Below are 17,975 nucleotides of genomic sequence, written 5' to 3'. Positions count from 1 at the left end.
GGTATACACTAAACGAATAGGCTGATGTGTTTTGATATCTTCAATATCGGTTATAATCACAAAAGGAACAGCCCTAGGTTCAGTTTGATTATTGATTTGCAAAGTATCATATTGTTCGCCATTTGCATAAACTGCTGAATATCTTTTCAGCTCATATAAATTATTCGTTTTCAATACCCAAGAATATTTGTGCATTAATCGTAACCAAGGTTCCGCATCAGGAACTCTATGTTCGCGTATCTCTTGTTGGATTTCCTTAGTTAAATTGCAATATCGTGTTTTACCCTTTGTTCCCGTAAGTTGATATTTTAAATATCGCTCTCGGCTTTCTTTGAATTTTCCAAAAAGTGGTGTAATAAAATCATCCCAATCGACATTATCAATTTTATGCGCCTTGAATTGGGTAATTAAATAAATATTTCCTCCACCAGACATCCAAACGGTCACCAATCCCCCTGGGGCATAATTTACAATAAGGCTAGTAAGATCATCCCCCAATAATTGCGCATAATGTTCAAGCACTTTTTGATCAAAAAGTGCTTCACCTTCCCAAAATTGATCTTCGGCAATTGAATACCAACGTACGGTAATTTTGTAAGGAAGAACCTGAACTTCTCCTACATTGGTGGCCTGATCGCTTCCTGGCCATCCTTTAGAGACAGGTCCACCTGTGGTAAAAGGAAGAATAATCCTACCCTGTTGATCGGTTAGATAATTATGATTAAAATCAGGCAACATGGTATATCCACCTGCTGAACCGACTTGTGCAATATACTCATATTCTTTTGGTTGTAACATCCACCAAACTCCTCCTAAAATAGATATTCCCGTAATTAATAAAAGTAGATACCCCCAGATTTTACGCATTATCGTTAATCTCTGCTCTTCTTGGGGGATTGGTTTGGTTATATAATCCCCCAGCACCGTGGATAATATCCCCTGGAACTAAAGAATTATGGATATAATAGTTATAAAGCTGTTTTTGCTGCTCAGGGGATAATCCAGATTGAGCTAACTCAATTTGGTGTAATCCAGATTCTGTGTAATGATCCAATAAATATTGGCAGATATATTGATCGAGTATTTTAAGGATAGAATGTTGCTGCATCTCAGCAATATTATCATTAAATGCATCTATTCCATCTCCTTCAAACTTTAACCCTTCTTTTTCTGCGATTTTTTTCATGCCATTAGCCAAGATAAATTGATAGTCCTTATAGGGAACATTACGCTTTCCATAAACAAGATCAATAAAATTAAAAGCCATCGGTGCATCAGAATCTGTTACCGTTTCAAGGTAAAATTGTCCTCTTTCATTAATATTTTTACTTTGAGGGTTGCCTCTATAATAACCTTGTTCTTGAAACCACCCCCAATAAATCTCATCTGTATAATATTGAGGATGTTCTTTTAAAGTCGATAAATACACATCTTCACTTGCATTGGCCGTATATCCACCCCCAATATCCGAATGTGCCCCTGGAAAGCTGCATTCAAACCCAATACCATCACCAATGGCGGTATTAATATGGGTTAAAGGAAAATGATACCGATAATCATTTTGCGCTGTAAAATGAATAATACGCCCTGAGACTTGTTTGGAACCAATATTCAGATCAAAGGGTTTGACATTATCATAATGCCCAATCATTCCATAAGAAGAAACCGTGTCATAAAGCCCTACAAAATTAATTTGAATCTCTTTATTGGTTTTGGCCAGTTCCGCACAAAAATAACGCGCAAAAAAAGAACCACGGCTAAATCCAAAAACATTAACAGTGACTTCTATACTTCCCTGCTTTTTAGCATTGACAATAGCATTTTTTAATAATTTTAACGCTTCACTGACTCTGGCATAAACCCCTGTTTCCCCATAAGAAAACGCCATTCCTGGGGTGCTATCCTTTTCATACATAGAAGATCCAGACCCTTGGATATATATTCTTTCAATAACATTTTCACTTTTAGAACAAGCTTTGAACAATAATGCGACATTGGATAAATCATTGGCGTAGCTGGTTTTGGGTTTGACTAGCTTTTTTTGTAAAGCAATATCTGCTGCACTAGGATCAGGCTTTGTGCGTAAATCAGAGTTATACATATTATTCAACGTGCCATCAAAAAAGATATTCACTGTTAAGCTTTTTATAATCACCTCAACTTGTGAGTTCTTTTGATTATTTGTCGCAGCATTCGTGTTTTCGGGCTGATTATTACTTTTTTGACCTGGTTGGTTGTCATCAATTCCTGGCATCTTGTTCTTTCTTTATTTTACTGATTATTTTCAGAATTTTGATCGTTACCATGATGTTTATAAATATCTATTTTGGTCTTGTTTGTACTAGTTTCTACTCTGGCCGTTTCGCCTTTAGCATTGGTAACGCCTCGAATAATTTCCCCGTCTCCTGTCACAATTTTATATTTGTAATAGGGTTTAGGATTTCCTTCTTGATCCTTAATCACAAACATTTCATCATAGTTCCCAATAGGTTCTGGCAAAGGCGGAATATTGAGTGGCATTGATCCTGGATTTTGCTTCATCACCACGGCTGTTCTTTCGATGATATGGTCTGGTGCATTGATGATGACTTGGTCTGGGTTCATATGGATAAAGCTATTCTTCCCGCAAACAAGGTTAATCTCTGTGGGTGAATAGAGGGTTAGTTTCCCGTCATGGGATGTAATTTGGATATCCTGCTTGGCATCAAGGTTCATTTGGTTTTGTTGAGCCTGTAGTTCGACTTTGCCGTAACCTGCGACGGCTCTGAGGTCTTTGTTATGGGCAAAGAGGGAGATTTCATTTGATGCAGCGAGGGTGACGTTGTTTTTGGCGTTAAGGCTTGCGTCTTTACCAGCTGTGGTGATGACGTTGCGTCCCGCATTATGCTGGATCGTAGAGGGCGTGGTCTGAGCAATGCCTGCGGGGGCGGAGATGAGGACACTTGCTTGTTGGAGCATTGAGATCGCTCCTTCAATCAAGCTCATGAGGTTTGAAGTATCTAACCCTGTCGCCTTTGACGCATCCGCTGCATCTTTAAGCTGCTTGGCTTGATTAAGCGCACTACTGAGCTGTCCAGTTGCTTCGATCATATCCAGCTGACTAGAACTCGCCTTTTGTCGTCCATCTGCACTGATAAAGATCCCGTTATTGGCTCTAATCGCGCCCCACTTGTCAGTTCGAAGTTCGAAGCCTTCCCCACGTTGCTGTCTGGAACTATCCACAAGGTGTCCCAGATTGAGCTGGGTCTTGCCTCCGTATTCGGTAGAGAGCTTAATGTGCTCCTTACCCCGTTCATCCTCCATTCTAAGCTTATTGTTGGATGGCGTTCTTAGAACGTTTCTTTTGTAATTTTGGATGGTGACGTGGTCGCCATTGGCTGAATCATGCAAGGCATAAGCAATATAGGGTCTATCAGGGTCGCCATCTTCAAAGGCAATGGCGACCTCTGTGCCGTCTAATAACGGCCAGTGAAAGCCATAGGTTCCCCCACTATAGGGCTTGGCTAATCTAACCCACAGGCTTTCTTTGCCCTTGTCCCATGTGTCTAAGTCAAAGTCGAATTGAACCTTATAGCGTCCCATCTCGTCAATATGACTGTAAGTATCAAACTTCTCTGTGCTGCTTACCCTGGCTGGAATGGTTCCTGCAATATGGGGTCTGGTCAGAAGTTTAGGTCTAAACCCTATTTGATCACGATAAGGAATGGCTTCAAAGGACATCTCATATTTGCCATTCCTTGAGCCTGAATTAGTCGTAGAGACAATGAGGAACCCATCTTTTAACGCAGGGTCTGTTGACCCTCCTTCAAGATCTAAAACCTTCCCAGGATAAAGGGAGGGATCATTGGTAAAGCCTGTAATTCTGATCTTATTATTTTTATACCGTTCATTATGCAGCCTGGCATGAAAAGACCCCGTTTCTATTTCGGGGTCTATGTCTGTGCCGCGTTCTAAATACCGATCCCCATAATGATAGGGAACTCCGTAAGTGGTATTATCGGGCTGCCAACTATCCGTCTCGCTGTTCTGTGTCGCATTGGCGGTTCTATAGTTATAATCCTTAACCTTTGCCCCTGCTTGCACCACTTGATGATGAACTTCTAAGCCCCAAACAGAAAGAATGCCTTTATCATTCATGCCAGATCCTGCTGGAGATCTTACAGGAAGACTATTGCCAAACACATATTTGCTTTGATCGTCGGAGAATACGATTACATCAAGATCAAGCCTGCTATCCATATCAAAGCGATACCAAATGCCATCCCACGCAAGCTTACGCGCGATAAAGTCATAATCGGTTTCTTTATATTGCATATCCTGCTCATGAGCAGGGTAAGTATGGGTAAGATCAAAATGGAAATCCTGACCTTCAAACCCATGACGATCCCTAAGCACTTTTTCAACAATTTGAGGAATAGATTGATTTTGAAAGATGGAGGTATATTGGGTTTTGCGTAACAAAGCCAAACGGGGCTCTAAGGTGACTTGATAGAAGGTCTGGTCTTTGGAACTGCCAAGTTTCGAAAACCCTGTAATAACACCATAGACCCGCCTTTGAGGCTCTAAATCAGAAGGGGATTGAAAGAAAAACTTAGCAGGGCAGTTTAAGACATCTTGAGGAGTGATGGTCGGATCGATAGAGGTAAAACGGATTTGATAAGAAAAAGGCTCACTGAGTTTTTCAACCCCATGAAAGTCCTGAATATCAATATCAGAATGACAGCCTGTAATAGAGAGATGATAGCGGTTATGGCCAGCACCAGAGACACCGAACCCTTTTCCAGTAAGAAGAGCCTTCGTTGCATCATCCACAACGTCAAATATCCCCATGTATTTGCCCCTATAAGTCATTAATATGTCTATATTATTATATTATCAAAATATTCCTTAAAAGAAATTATCGCAACCCGTAAATTAGAAAACGCATTAAAGGAATGATAAAGTTAGCTTTCGTCAACAACCTCCTCCGTTTGGGAAGCGATAAGTTTTGCCCCGCAAGCAGTCGAGTGTCCATTTAAAGCCACAGGAATGCCATTGACCGTTAATCCATTATATCCTTGTATAATTGGAAATGCACCTTTGCACAAAGGGCAAACCGTCATATGTCCAACCCCAGCCACAGGAATTCCCTGGATTGTATAATCCGTAAATCCATTAATAACTTTACCACCATGCGTGGTCATATCTCCAAGGCGGATTAATGGTTTTGCCATTGTAAAAAACCTGTTCATATTAATGTTACAAATATTGTATTAACATAAAGAAATAATTATTAAGATGTAACTGTAATTATTACATCTTAATATGTTCTATTTAACCATTAAAAGACATCATAATTCCCTCTTCATCATTATACTCTAATGAAACAGAGGATATTTTTTTCTTATCCGCCAGTTGCTGTAATAGATTTTGAGACAAAATAGGCAGGATTTGTTGATCTAGCAAACTGTCAATATTCCTTGCCCCCGTATCTGGTAACAAGCAAGCCTCTACAATCATATCATACAAGCTATCTTGGATAACGCATTCTATTTTATAGTGGGTCATCAAACGTTTAATGACCTCTTTAAATTTAATCTCAACAATTTGTCGCATTGCTGTGGCAGATAAAGGGCGATAAATAATTGTTTGAAAACGAGCCAGTAATGCTGCTTGGAAATGGTCTTTTAAGATAGGACGGATTAACTCGTGCAATTCTCCAATCGTTGCTTCTGGTTGTTCATCAAGCAGTGTCATCATATGTTCACTGCCTAAATTAGAGGTCATTAAGACAACACAGTTCCTAAAATCAATTTCACGTCCTTCACCATCTCTCATAAAACCACGATCAAAGACTTGGTAAAAAAGATTTAGAACATCCTTATGCGCTTTTTCAACTTCATCTAATAAAACAATACTATACGGATTTTTACGAACTGCTTCTGTTAGAACACCTCCTTGACCATATCCAACATAACCTGGAGGGGAACCCTTTAATTGTGATACAGTGTGAGCCTCTTGGTATTCTGACAAATTAATTGTAATCAGTGATTTTTCACCTGCAAATAACATATTAGATAATGTTAAAGCTGTTTCTGTCTTACCAACGCCACTGGGGCCAACTAGTAAAAATACTCCTAATGGGCCTTTATCAGAAGTTAGTCCTGTTTTTGCAGCACGAATTTTTTTGGCTAACTCATTTAAAGCATGGTCTTGTCCGATAACGGTTTTTCCCAGCGTGTTTTCTAGCTCTAATAAATTGGTTTGCTCATCTTTTAAAAGGCTATTTAACGGAATACCTGTCCAGTCTGCAATGACTGTAGCAACCATATATTCAGTAACATCAAGAGAAATTAAAGGATTATTATCTTGAATTGTTGTTAATTGTTGTTGAAGATTAATAATTTCTTCTTTATCTATATCAAGGTTATTCATTTCTTGCATTAAGCTTTGGATTTTTTGTTGAATTATGACCTGTTCTTCAATTGACTCTCCATGTAAAGACATAATTTCTTGTTTCTTATTTTCATAAGCAATTTTCTTTTGACGCAAATCAATAATCTTTTGAATAGCTTCTTTTTCTTTTTCAAACTGAGAAGTCAGATTTTTTAACTTATTTTGCAATAATTTTTTTTGTTCATTTATTTCTTTTAAACGGTCATGAAAAGTGTCTGGGGAAAATTGAAGATCATTTTCTATTGCTTCATACTCTAATTCATAAGCTGCGATTTTCGCTTTGATTTGTACAATAATCTCAGGAAGCGTATCTAGGCTCATACGCACTCTGGCACTGGCTGTATCTAATAAATCAACGGCTTTGTCTGGAAGTTGCCGACCTGTTAAATAACGTCTTGATAAAGTAACAGCAGCTTTAACAGCAGGATCTTGAATATGAACATTATGATATTTCATATAATGTTCTTTTAATCCACGTAGCATGAGGCATGCTTGCTCATCGTTTGGTTCGTCTACTTTAACAATCTGAAAGCGTCTTTCTAAAGCAGCATCTTTTTCAAAATATTGCTTGTATTCTGACCATGTTGTTGCAGCAATCGTTCTCAATTCACCACGTGCCAATGCAGGTTTTAATAGATTAGCAGCATCAGAGCCACCAGCCTGATTTCCTGCACCAATAATTGTATGTGCTTCATCAATAAATAATAGAACTGGATTGGATGAACGTTGGACAGCTTCAATAATATTTTTTAACCGCTGTTCGAATTCACCTTTAACGCCTGCACCTGCTTGTAACAACCCAATATCAAGCGTTCGTAGACTTACATTTTTTAATGCTGTTGGAACATTTCCTTCTGCAATTCGTAAAGCTAATCCTTCAACAAGAGCTGTTTTACCTACACCAGGTTCTCCTACCAAAATAGGATTATTTTTACGTCTACGCGTTAAAATATCAACCATTTGGCGAATTTCTTTATCTCTACCAAAAATAGGATCTATTTTTCCCTCTTTGGCATTTTTTGTGACATCGGTCGTAAATTTATCTAAAATTTGTTGGTAAGCATCATCATTAGAGGCTTTTGTTTTACTTGTTGCCTCTTTTGTTTTCTCTAATGTTTCTGTAGGAGAAGAAACAAAGTTTAGCTCAGCTCTATTCTGTATTTCGTCACGTTCATCAGACTGCTCATCCAATAGGGGGCGTAAACGTTGTAATTGTACTGCTCTTAAGCTTAACAAAGGCCATGTACTAGATGCCCTTAGCCATTCTGGCTGATTCATTAACGCTTGTAAAATATGACAAGAACGAATGCTCTCTGTATTTTCTTCTAATGAAGTAATAAGCCAAGAGGCTTGTAATAATGAGATAATTTCTTTCGATAATTGAGGGCGCGTTTGAATAGAATGAGATAAACCATCAAGGTAAGAAAGAAGATTTCTCCACAGTTCTTCTAAATCCCATTCATAACGCCTGGCAATAACAGTAATATCACCTTCCCCCTCTTCTAATAATTTTAATAACCAATGCTCTATTGTTATTTCTGCATGAGCTCTTGTCTGACAAAGAGATGCTGCTGCCTCTAAGGCTTTGGCACAATATGGATTTAAACGGCGTAACAAAGAGGCTGTAGAGTTGTCCATTTAATAATCTCTCATCATTATAAAATGTTATTAAAAATTTATAGGTTTTTTGAAGGTATAAAAGTGCTGTTATATTAAAAAAATAATATAACAGCACTTTACTCATTCATAATTTAAATTATGTAATGATTATTAAGATTGTGGACGCTCATCCCAATCATCAGAGTGAATAATATTTCCGTCTTTAAACGTCCAAATAATTTTTTTATAACGGAGTTCAATTTCTTCTAAATGATTATGTTTTTCTTTGGAAGGATCTTTAATATCGTACATTAATGGAGATACACGAACCAACTTTACAGTTTCTAATTTAGTATTGAAGTATTCAACTTCTTGGCCTGCATCATTAATACGATACCATTTAAACTCAGCTGATTTTAAAGTTTGCCCTGTAGTAACAGCTTTGTATAAATAGGGCGTAGAAGAATCAACTTCTTTTCTAAAAATAACAGGTTTATGAGTACGAGTGCCTGTTAATTTACCTGTATTATTATCGGTTGGAATATATACACTGTGATCAAAAGCAACAACTTCAATACTGCCTTCGCGTTTTTGAACATTAACTGATCCTTTAATATCAGCTCCACCATCATCTTTTAACCATAAATATAAAGGTATAGCCATTTTATTACTCCTTGATTTACTATACAGTCATTTGTCGCCTTGGTTGGGCGACACTTGATGATCGCTTGATCCTTTAGATATCATTCGACATGCAGACGACTTATCTAGGATCAAGCGAACTTCAACTCTGCGATTAGCTGCTCGCCCCGCATCAGTTGAATTATCGGCAATAGGCTGTTTGGAACCTTCACCTTGAACGGCAAAGCAGGTGGATGGAATATCACTATTTTGTACCATCCAGTTTTGAACAGCCTCTGCTCTTTCTCTTGATAACTCTTGGTTTAATTCTTCATTACCTGTGGAATCTGTATGTCCAGTAATAAGAATTAGCCACCCTGGTTTTGCTTTTATTTGTAATAATGCTTTAATTAATATTTTTGTTGATCCAGGTTTTAAAACTGATTTTCCAACATCAAATAGTGCCATACTATCAAAATTAATAAGTCCTTCTGGCTTAGGAGACACTGATGATGGAACAAATTTAGGAGGGTTATAACTGTTAATAGCCTTCAACAAGGGGGGCATAATTCCCTCACCCATATATAAACCCATATCTAAATATAAAGGAATACCATCCCGATAATACTGATCTAAAAGCGCTGCATCTTTTTGTAATTGAATAAATGCATCTTTTTTGTCCCCTTCTTTAACATTAGGTATTTGATAAAAACGATTAATATCGTGACTAATAGATCTTAATAAATGTTTGTTGTTAACGTATGCCCCTAAAAAAGAGCTTCCTAAGAAAATACAAACCAATCCTATAGCATACGTGATAGCCTTGGTAATAGGATGATAGCCTGATTGATGGGGCAATAAACGAATCATAAAATCTGGCAACAAAATCGTATTCTCTTTATTGACAGATCGATCAACTCTAGGAAGGCTAATTTTTTCTTTTACCCATTGTTCCCATAGATTATTATCTTTAACCTCTACAGAGGTAAAAATCATTCCTATTGAAGTGGGTGGAACATACATATAGTCTGGTTCGTTATTAATATATTCTTGAACAACATTGTGGTTGAACCATTGTAGCCAAGCATTAATATGTAAGATTTGAAATAGTCTTTTTCTTTTTTCTGAAACTTGGCTATTAACAATCCAGTCTTTATAATGAACTGGTGTTTGACCGTTTGTCCAAACAGTTAGCTTTTGATCAAGAGCAACCACCTCAAACCAAGGACTTTGGACACCCTCTAAACATGTTACAATTAAGGAGTTAATATTAGATTTGGTAAGTTTTTTTATACGGCTTACTTGATAAAAATACTCATGTAATTGCCCCATCAAAGCAGCCTTGTCACTTTGTTGTTCAGGCAAAGTAATCATTAACGTGCTGATTTGATTACGCCAACTTGGCCGTGCTATTAAGAGAGCTTCTACAACATCATCAATTTCATTAAGATATTTTAAAAAAATATAAAATCCATGATCTGTTTGTCGAATACGGTCATCGATACAAAATAGGCTTTGCTCACTATTTTGATAAGTTAATATAATAGGTCGACGATAAGCCGAGGAAGGCAGTTTATCTATAATATCATTTAATTTATCATTGGTTTGTAAGTCATGAGAAACTTTTCCTAGTTTAACCCAAGATATAATCGCAACAATCAAACAAACGATTAATAATGCAGCCAACAGCGCTTTATTGTTAGTAATAAAAATAAAGCAAAAAACACTTATTAACAAACAAGCTAAAAGCCATAATATACGTTTTAAGGTGGTGTTCACCTTTAGGCTCCTAGTTATTTATTACAGGCAGCAATTGATGCAGCAGCTGCTCTAAGTGAGAGTTCAATCCTATCCATAGAAATGTTACGATAATAATTGAAATAATAATCCATAAATAAAAAGATCGTAAATATCTAAAAAAAGGAGACTTATAGTATGTATTAATTAATATCGGCTGTTGCTGAAAATCAAAAATACCAACTTTATCGGTTAACGTTTCTGTTAAACTGGTTAAATCATGTTTTGATAAATGCTTGTAACGGCCTTGATATCCTAAAGCTAAAACTCGTTGAAAGCAGGTTAAAACTACTAAATTGGGTGACGGTTGGTTCAATACAGTTTTAATACGTTCAAAGAGGATTTCTCCAGCGTTCATGGTATTAAAAAATTTTACTTGTAATGGATTTTGAACCCAAGCATTATAACCGCTATCCATTTCTGTTCTATCTAAAACAGCTTCATCTAATAATGCACATTGTGCATAGGTAATATGCTCAATATTCTCTTCACTTTGTTTTTGTTCTTGTAGCTCTTTTTTAACAGTATTCACCATTGTGATGGCTTTTTGATACAATTTATCGCCATCTTCAATTTTTATACCATTTTTTAAAGAAGCAACTAATAACCATGTATCTAGCATTATACTATCAAGAGTAATATCATTTTTCATGATCGTAACACCGCAAACAATTCAAGTTTTACATCAGGAATAGTGCCAGGAACGTAAAAAATACAAAGCCCAGCATCCAACATTGCCCGTGCAGCACTATTATCCAAATCAATTGAAAAATATTGATTTTCTAAACGTAAAGGAATAGCAGCAGGAACATGCCTTAACGCAGTAATAGGCACACCATTTACTGCAACATTCACAATATTATTAACATCATCTGGAGCTCCGACCTTACAAACTAAAGGGAATTGTGTTTGTAAAATATGCGGTGCAAGAGATGACCTAACAGAAAGATAAAAATCGACATTTTCTCTTAAACGAGGATCATGTAGATTTCCTTTCCAAAAGTTATTATTTGTTTTTTCAAGATCAATTGCAATCACCCTCGAAGGCAAGCTTGCCTCCAATAAATCGCTAATCAAACGCATTAGGGGTGGAAAAACTTCATGTAGTTTGTCATGCTGATATCGTGGGATAGAGTTAATATCTTGTTCAAGAGAAAATGTCAGAAGAGATCCTGCAAGTCTACTTAACTCACGATAAACAATTTCTGGGTGAATAGTCGGAAAAGATCCAAAGAAACTTAAAATAGGCTCATAACTGTTTAAAGCATTTAATAACCAAAACAAAGAAACATCTGCAACAGCAAAATCTGCCATACGTTGATTATTTTCCCTGCGCATCCCCATTAAACGCATTCTTTTAGCCCGTAATTGAATTGTTAAAATTTCCAACTGTTCTGTTAATGTGGGCTGTGCTGAAAAAGATAACAACGGAGGAATAAATCGCTCATCAAGTATCCAAGACTGACCATCACGAACCAAGCGCGCTACAGGATAAGTAAGATACTCATCATTTGTATCGATATTAAACCTAAAGGTTAATAAGTATCGTTCAACAGCTACAGACTCTTGCTCACTTCCAAAAATATCTTGAACAGATACCCATTCTTGTTGATAGCGCACAGGACGTTGAACGACCTCATCTTCTTTACTATAATTACCACCATTAGCATGCTCAAGTGGAAGTGCTAATAAAACATCAACTTGTTGCAAATCAATCGGTAACACTTTATCCAAATCGCAAGCAGGAGGAAGACTATCCGCACGATCTGTATCGATAAAGCACCCATCCTGCATTCGAGCGCGTAGATGTTGAACCTTTAAACGATTTACTCGCAAAGCGTCTTTATCAAATTCTATTTGATGAACACCCCAAGGATGAACACAACCAATATGCGCAATGCAATCATTAGTTAATGCTTCCCATCGAGCTTGTTGTTGGAATTGTTGCGGAGACAAAAAAGCCCCCTCAACCCATAATGGTCTTGAAATTTTCATAAAAGATTAAACGTTTATTGTTTTGCTTTTGGCATTTGAGATACTAAAGAAAGATTAATATTCATGCCTTCCACTTGGAAATGAGGAACAGCATATAATTTAACCTTAAAGAATCCTGGATTATCTTCTATATCCTCTACAATCACCTTAGCTTCACGCAAAGGATGAGATGCTTGCAAATCATCAGTAGGGTCAGTCATTTCTGTGACTAAGGTATTAATCCATCTATTTAACTCTAACTCTAACAATCGTCTATCTTTGGTCATCCCAATATTTTCACGTTGTAATATTTTTAAATAATGGGCAATACGAGATAGCAAGAATATATAAGGAAGACGAGAATTAATGCGACTATTTGCTGTTGCTTCTTTTGTATCATATAAAGCGGGTTTTTGAGTTGAATTTGCTGAGAAGAAACAAGCATAATCACGGTTCTTATAATAAGAAAGAGGAATAAATCCAAGATTTGCAAATTCAAATTCTCTTGTTTCAGGAATCATAACCTCTGAAGGAATTTTAACCTGACTACCCGTACCAAGATCATATAAATGAATAGGAAGATCTGTTACAGCACCACCAGCTTGAGGCCCACGAATTTGAACACACCAACCGTTTCTAATAAAGCTTTTCATCATATTTGCAGCAAAAGCATAAGAAGCATTTGTCCATAAATAACGATTATGATCTGGTCCTTTTACTTCCTCAACATAGTTAAAACTTCGAACAGGAACGGTATCTGGACCATAAGGAAGGCGTGCTAATACTCTTGGCATTGTTAAACCAATATATCTTGAATCGTCTGTATCTCTAAAAGCTTTCCATTTAATATATTCAGCACGATCAAAATAGTTACCAATATCTTTAATTGCAGCAACTTCTTCCATGGTTTCTTTACCAAAGAAAGATGGGCCTACAGAAGCAATAAATGGCATATGAGAAGCAGCAGCGACTTTTGATATATTCTTTAATAACGCAATACTTTGTGGAGAGCGATCAAATTCATAATTCGCAATCGTTGCAGCAATAGGTTCACCACCAGGAGTGTCATATTCTTGTACATAAGTATGATAGTAAAAACCGCTTTGAGTAATTTCTGGTGCATCTTCGAAATCTCTACGCAAATCGTCCATAGAAACATCTAATAGCTCAAGCTTTACATTATGACGAAAATCAGTTTGATCAACCAAAGATTTAAGGCCTCGCCATGCCGACTCGACCTTTTGAAATTCTGGATGATGCATAATTGCATCCAGCTGCTTACTAAGCTGTTGGTCAATAGCACTAATATGATGATCAAGAAGAGTTTTATCTAAACGATCTACTTTTTCAGAAGATTGTTTTAATAAATTCATAAATACACTAACCGCAGCTGTTACACGCTCATCAGCACTCACATCAGCAAGGACATCCGTATTTTCAAAAGCATCAATTTCTTTTAGATGATTAACAGGTTTCAAATTGATTTTTTCAAATAATGTTTCATAAACACTATTAGCAGTAATTCCATCTGTCACTTTTGTTACAGAATTACTTTGAGATTTTTTTGAAGAAGTTTCTGACATCTTATTTAGTTCCACTTGTGAAATTTAGATTTTTTCTGGTGCTAATTCTGATAGTTCAGCTCTAAGTTTGTCACTTAAAGACTCGTCTTTAAGAATATTTTCCAACTCACGGCGGAACGTTACATTATCAAGTAAATTGGACTTTAAATCACGAAGTAAGTTACGCATAGAAAGAAGAGCTCTTAATTGAGGAACTTGACGCGCAATTTGTTCAGGCTCAAAATCTTTTAAGGATTTAAAATCCAAACGAATATTTTCTTCGCTATTATCACCTGTAAGTGTATTTTCAACAGTCATATTTACTTTTGGATTAAAATCAGCAAGAACACTATCGAAATTGTTTTTATTAATGGAAACTTTTTCTCTTTCTGATAAAGGTCTATGCTCTTGACCATTACTATAGTCCCCCATTGAAATTAATTTTAATGGTAACTCTACTTTCTTTTGTGCTCCACCCGTATGTAAATCTAATTTAATATTAATACGTGCTTGAGGCACTTCTTTTTGAAAACTATCTGACATATAGACCCCTCATATTTGACGATGTCAAAAACAATAAACAAAAATTTATTATTTTTTACGCAGTATTGTAATTATTTTGCTATAACAATTGATTATATACAGAAATAATATTTTGTTCAAAATAAAAACTTCTTACCTTTGAGTGATTTAATGGATAAAAATAGAAAAAAATCTTTTAATTATGAATGGTTATTCATTTTACCTATTGTATTGTCCATTCTATTTTTATGTTTTAATTATTCTTTTATAGAAACTGCAATTCAAAAACAGTTTTTTGCTTTATCTATCGTTAGAATTTATGAAATATTCTCACTATTAATGTTTATATTTTTAATATTATTTAATATATTTTCTTTTATTAATAATAGAAAAAAAATTGTTATACTAAGACCAAAAGATCAATTAAAAAGTAATTATTCAAACGAATACATAAAAACTATTTATTTGACTCTTCGAAAATACTTAAAAAATAAGTATGGTTTATTGTGGAAATATAAAACAAAGATTATTATTATTTTTGGAGAAAAGGAAAATATCTATAATTTGTCTTCTGATTTTACTCAAACCCTATGGAAAGAGGATAAAAAAACAGTTTTTTTGTGGTTGTATAATGAAAATACAACATTATCCTGCGAAAATGTGATTCAATTCTGTAAGTTACGAGGACGTCCTATTGATGGAATCGTTTTCATCACATCGACTAACTATCTATATGATGCCATCTCTGAACAAAGTATTTCTCTTGATATTCATCAAGTTTATCAAAAGTTAAAGGTTAGAATTCCTTTTTATATATGGATGGTTCATAATGAGAACAATGATAATGAAAAGATTTTTTCTCAGCCCATTTATTGTGCATTATCAAATCACATTTCTGTAAAAACCCTACAAGAGTCATTATCTTCTTTTATCCCTTCCTTGATTTCTGCTGGGATAATGCCTTTAACTGAGAATCATAAAAACACTTATTTACTTCAACTAGCATCTGATTTATTGAGTGGTGGAAAAGAACAATTAGCAAATAATTTAAAATCATTTATAGGTGGAAAAACACCCCTATATTTAATGGGTTTAATGTTTTCTCAAAGATTAAATACCAAATCGACCTATCAAAAAAATTGGTTTCAACACTCTAATTGGAGGGCAATTGCCAATCATTTAGATTACGTCCATCCCAAACGTATTAGCTTATCTAATGCTGAAAAATTACAGCTTGGATGTATAGGATTAATCTTAATATGGGGGATCGGAAATATTGCTTCTTATTTTATTAATAAGAATTCAATCATTCACAATTCGAAATTAGCCTCTCAAGCTATGAATGAACGATTGCCAACTGCACAAGGGTTATTAGTACAAAAACAATTACAACAGGAAGTAGCTCATAAACAGCTGCTCGTTAGACAAGGGGCTCCTTGGTATAGTCGCTTTGGATTAAATAAAAATACACAACAATTAACAGCATTATGGCCTTATTATAAACAAGCCAATCTTAGATTGATGCAAAACCAAGTAGTTGCTTTACTTAATCAAAAACTTACTTTTTTTATCGAAAATAATAAAAAATCTACAAATAATTTACAAGTAAAAGAGGCATATGATTTATTAAAAGCATATTTGATGATGGCAAAACCGGAAAAGATGGATGCAGGGTTTTTTGAAGAGGTTATTTTCCAACATTGGCAAGAGCGCCCTAATGTCACTCAAGGAATCTGGGAAAACACAGCTCCATCTTTATTAAAATTTTACGCACAAAACCTTCCCAACCATCCCGATTGGAAGATTAGTCTTAATGCGACATTGGTTGAAAAAACCAGAAAAATACTATTGCACCAAATTGGAAATCATAAAGTCGAAGAAATCCTATATAATAATATTATAGAAACAGCATCACCTCATTTTGCAAAAGTACAGTTAAAAAATATTGTTAACAATACAGATGTAAATCAAGTTTTTTTTACAAAAGAAACTATTCCAGGCGTGTATACACGCAAAGCGTGGGAAAAAGAAGTTAAAACAGCTATTGATCAAGCTATTGAGGAGCCAAGACAAAATGTTGATTGGGTTTTAAGTGATAATCCAGAAACAGCCAATGATCCCAATGATAATAAAGCACTTAAACAATTATTAACTGATCATTATTTTAATGATTTTCAGAAAAAATGGGCTATATTCCTAAACAGCATACAATGGCGTCAAAGCCAATCAATTGATAATACAATAAAGCAATTAACTTTATTATCTGATGTAAAACGTTCTCCTCTTATCGCATTAATTAATACAATTAACTATGAAGGCAAAACAGGAAAACAAACAGAGGATATTCCTGGATCTCTAGTCCGTTCAACACGTAAATTGTTTTGGAATGATAAAGATGATGCTATCAACCAAAAAGAGACAGTTTCTTATCCCATGGACGATACTTTTGGATCTCTATTTGCAATTATAGAGGGAAAAGCAGGAGGAGATGGCACAACAAATATTAATATTCAATCATTTTTAACCAAGGTGACATTACTTCGATTAAAATTGCAGCAAATTGCTAAAATTAATAACCCAAGAGCCGTTAATAACATGGTTTTTCAAGAAAAAGATGAACAATTAGCAGAAACCAGTCAATATAGTCAGTTAATGGCTGCTTTTATAGGGGATTCTTTGGGAGATTTAGGAAATACTCTATTTGTAAAACCTATAGAGCAAATTAAACAATCCGTAATCCAGCCAGCTTCTCAAAATATGAATAATGCTTGGCAAAAAAATATTGCAGATGAATGGAATAGAGCCTTTTCCAAAAAGTATCCTTTTGATTCAAAATCTAAAAATGATGTCTCTTTTGATTTATTGGGACAATATCTGCGCCCAAATACAGGGCGTTTAGATCAATTCATTCAATCTCAACTTGGGCATCTGATGCATAAAGAAGGAAATATATGGGTCGTTGATCCTATGGCATCTGATGGTTTAGTTTTTAATCCTCAGTTCTTACAAGCTATTAACAAACTTAATGAATTATCAGAGGCTTTATTTATTAGCCCAGATACCCGCTTTCATTTTGAGATTCAAGCTGTTCCGTCTCCAAAAATTATTCGAAGTGAGTTTTCAATTGATAACCAAAAAGTTATTTATTTTAATCAGGCCGATGAATGGCAATTAGTAGATTGGCCTGGAGATGATGAGGTTCGTGGTGCTTCTCTTGCGGTTATAGATTATTCATCAAAATTAAAAAATTTAGCAGAATATGATGATAAATTAGGAATTATCCGCTTACTTGATAAAGCAAAAATTAAACAGCTTGATAGTAATATCTTTCAATTAACGTGGAAGATACCTCATTCTAAACAAACCATAACATATCTATTAAGAAATGATAATGGAAAAGGAATATTAACATTTCTAGACCTAAAAAACTTCCAATTTCCACAACAAATTTTTGAAGAGCAGTAA

General features: G+C 35.3%; 12 protein-coding genes. 1 reads left to right on the top strand and 11 read right to left on the bottom strand.

Annotated features, from left to right (window positions below):
• The 11 genes from QJV27_RS10960 to tssB form a co-directional block, all read right to left on the bottom strand.
• Nucleotides 1–867 (bottom strand): DUF2931 family protein (locus QJV27_RS10960; RefSeq protein WP_281449048.1); only part of this gene is annotated, 867 nt, incomplete at its 3' end.
• Nucleotides 860–2,254 carry a phospholipase effector Tle1 domain-containing protein gene (locus QJV27_RS10955; protein WP_281449047.1) on the bottom strand — a complete coding sequence of 465 codons (1,395 nt, stop codon included), beginning with the start codon at nt 2,252–2,254 and terminating at the stop codon, nt 860–862. The genes QJV27_RS10960 and QJV27_RS10955, both read right to left, overlap by 8 nt.
• 17 nt (nt 2,255–2,271) lie before the next feature.
• Nucleotides 2,272–4,830, bottom strand: a complete 2,559-nt coding sequence (locus QJV27_RS10950) for a type VI secretion system Vgr family protein (protein WP_281449046.1) — start codon at nt 4,828–4,830, stop codon at nt 2,272–2,274.
• A 113-nt stretch (nt 4,831–4,943) separates the two neighbouring features.
• A complete protein-coding gene (locus QJV27_RS10945; RefSeq protein WP_281449045.1) occupies nt 4,944–5,213 on the bottom strand; it encodes a PAAR domain-containing protein in 270 nt (89 codons plus the stop codon).
• A gap of 100 nt (nt 5,214–5,313) precedes the next feature.
• Nucleotides 5,314–8,073 carry a type VI secretion system ATPase TssH gene (tssH, locus tag QJV27_RS10940; protein WP_281449044.1) on the bottom strand — a complete coding sequence of 920 codons (2,760 nt, stop codon included), beginning with the start codon at nt 8,071–8,073 and terminating at the stop codon, nt 5,314–5,316.
• 132 nt (nt 8,074–8,205) lie between these two features.
• Nucleotides 8,206–8,697 carry an Hcp family type VI secretion system effector gene (locus QJV27_RS10935; protein WP_281449043.1) on the bottom strand — a complete coding sequence of 164 codons (492 nt, stop codon included), beginning with the start codon at nt 8,695–8,697 and terminating at the stop codon, nt 8,206–8,208.
• A 27-nt stretch (nt 8,698–8,724) separates the two neighbouring features.
• Nucleotides 8,725–10,434 carry an OmpA family protein gene (locus QJV27_RS10930; RefSeq protein WP_281449042.1) on the bottom strand — a complete coding sequence of 570 codons (1,710 nt, stop codon included), beginning with the start codon at nt 10,432–10,434 and terminating at the stop codon, nt 8,725–8,727.
• 10 nt (nt 10,435–10,444) lie between these two features.
• Nucleotides 10,445–11,104 (bottom strand): type VI secretion system protein TssL, short form, encoded by a 660-nt coding sequence (gene tssL / locus QJV27_RS10925; protein WP_281449041.1) that lies wholly within the window; start codon nt 11,102–11,104, stop codon nt 10,445–10,447.
• Complete coding sequence (gene tssK, locus QJV27_RS10920; protein WP_281449040.1) at nt 11,101–12,447, bottom strand: type VI secretion system baseplate subunit TssK; 1,347 nt, start codon at nt 12,445–12,447, stop codon at nt 11,101–11,103. The genes tssL and tssK overlap by 4 nt, the downstream gene beginning before the upstream one ends.
• A gap of 14 nt (nt 12,448–12,461) precedes the next feature.
• Complete coding sequence (gene tssC, locus QJV27_RS10915) at nt 12,462–14,009, bottom strand: type VI secretion system contractile sheath large subunit (RefSeq protein ID WP_281449039.1); 1,548 nt, start codon at nt 14,007–14,009, stop codon at nt 12,462–12,464.
• Between the two features lie 24 nt (nt 14,010–14,033).
• Complete coding sequence (tssB, locus tag QJV27_RS10910) at nt 14,034–14,531, bottom strand: type VI secretion system contractile sheath small subunit (protein WP_281449038.1); 498 nt, start codon at nt 14,529–14,531, stop codon at nt 14,034–14,036.
• Nucleotides 14,532–14,681: 150 nt separating this feature from the next.
• Between tssB and QJV27_RS10905 the strand changes: the two genes are divergently transcribed.
• Nucleotides 14,682–17,975 carry an ImcF-related family protein gene (locus tag QJV27_RS10905; protein WP_281449037.1) on the top strand — a complete coding sequence of 1,098 codons (3,294 nt, stop codon included), beginning with the start codon at nt 14,682–14,684 and terminating at the stop codon, nt 17,973–17,975.

Origin of the sequence: Commensalibacter oyaizuii (assembly GCF_029953265.1) — a bacterium.
GTDB lineage: Bacteria > Pseudomonadota > Alphaproteobacteria > Acetobacterales > Acetobacteraceae > Commensalibacter > Commensalibacter oyaizuii.
This window is presented reverse-complemented; position numbering and strand designations above follow the sequence as displayed.

Bases quoted from the DNA above. Each gene is read 5' to 3' on its own strand.
- QJV27_RS10905 (WP_281449037.1), top strand. From the start codon at position 14,682: ATGGATAAAAATAGAAAAAAATCTTTTAATTATGAATGGTTATTCATT.
- QJV27_RS10955 (WP_281449047.1), bottom strand. From the start codon at position 2,254: ATGCCAGGAATTGATGACAACCAACCAGGTCAAAAAAGTAATAATCAG.
- tssL (WP_281449041.1), bottom strand. From the start codon at position 11,104: ATGAAAAATGATATTACTCTTGATAGTATAATGCTAGATACATGGTTA.
- tssK (WP_281449040.1), bottom strand. From the start codon at position 12,447: ATGAAAATTTCAAGACCATTATGGGTTGAGGGGGCTTTTTTGTCTCCG.
- tssH (WP_281449044.1), bottom strand. From the start codon at position 8,073: ATGGACAACTCTACAGCCTCTTTGTTACGCCGTTTAAATCCATATTGT.
- QJV27_RS10935 (WP_281449043.1), bottom strand. From the start codon at position 8,697: ATGGCTATACCTTTATATTTATGGTTAAAAGATGATGGTGGAGCTGAT.
- QJV27_RS10945 (WP_281449045.1), bottom strand. From the start codon at position 5,213: ATGGCAAAACCATTAATCCGCCTTGGAGATATGACCACGCATGGTGGT.
- tssC (WP_281449039.1), bottom strand. From the start codon at position 14,009: ATGTCAGAAACTTCTTCAAAAAAATCTCAAAGTAATTCTGTAACAAAA.
- QJV27_RS10950 (WP_281449046.1), bottom strand. From the start codon at position 4,830: ATGGGGATATTTGACGTTGTGGATGATGCAACGAAGGCTCTTCTTACT.
- tssB (WP_281449038.1), bottom strand. From the start codon at position 14,531: ATGTCAGATAGTTTTCAAAAAGAAGTGCCTCAAGCACGTATTAATATT.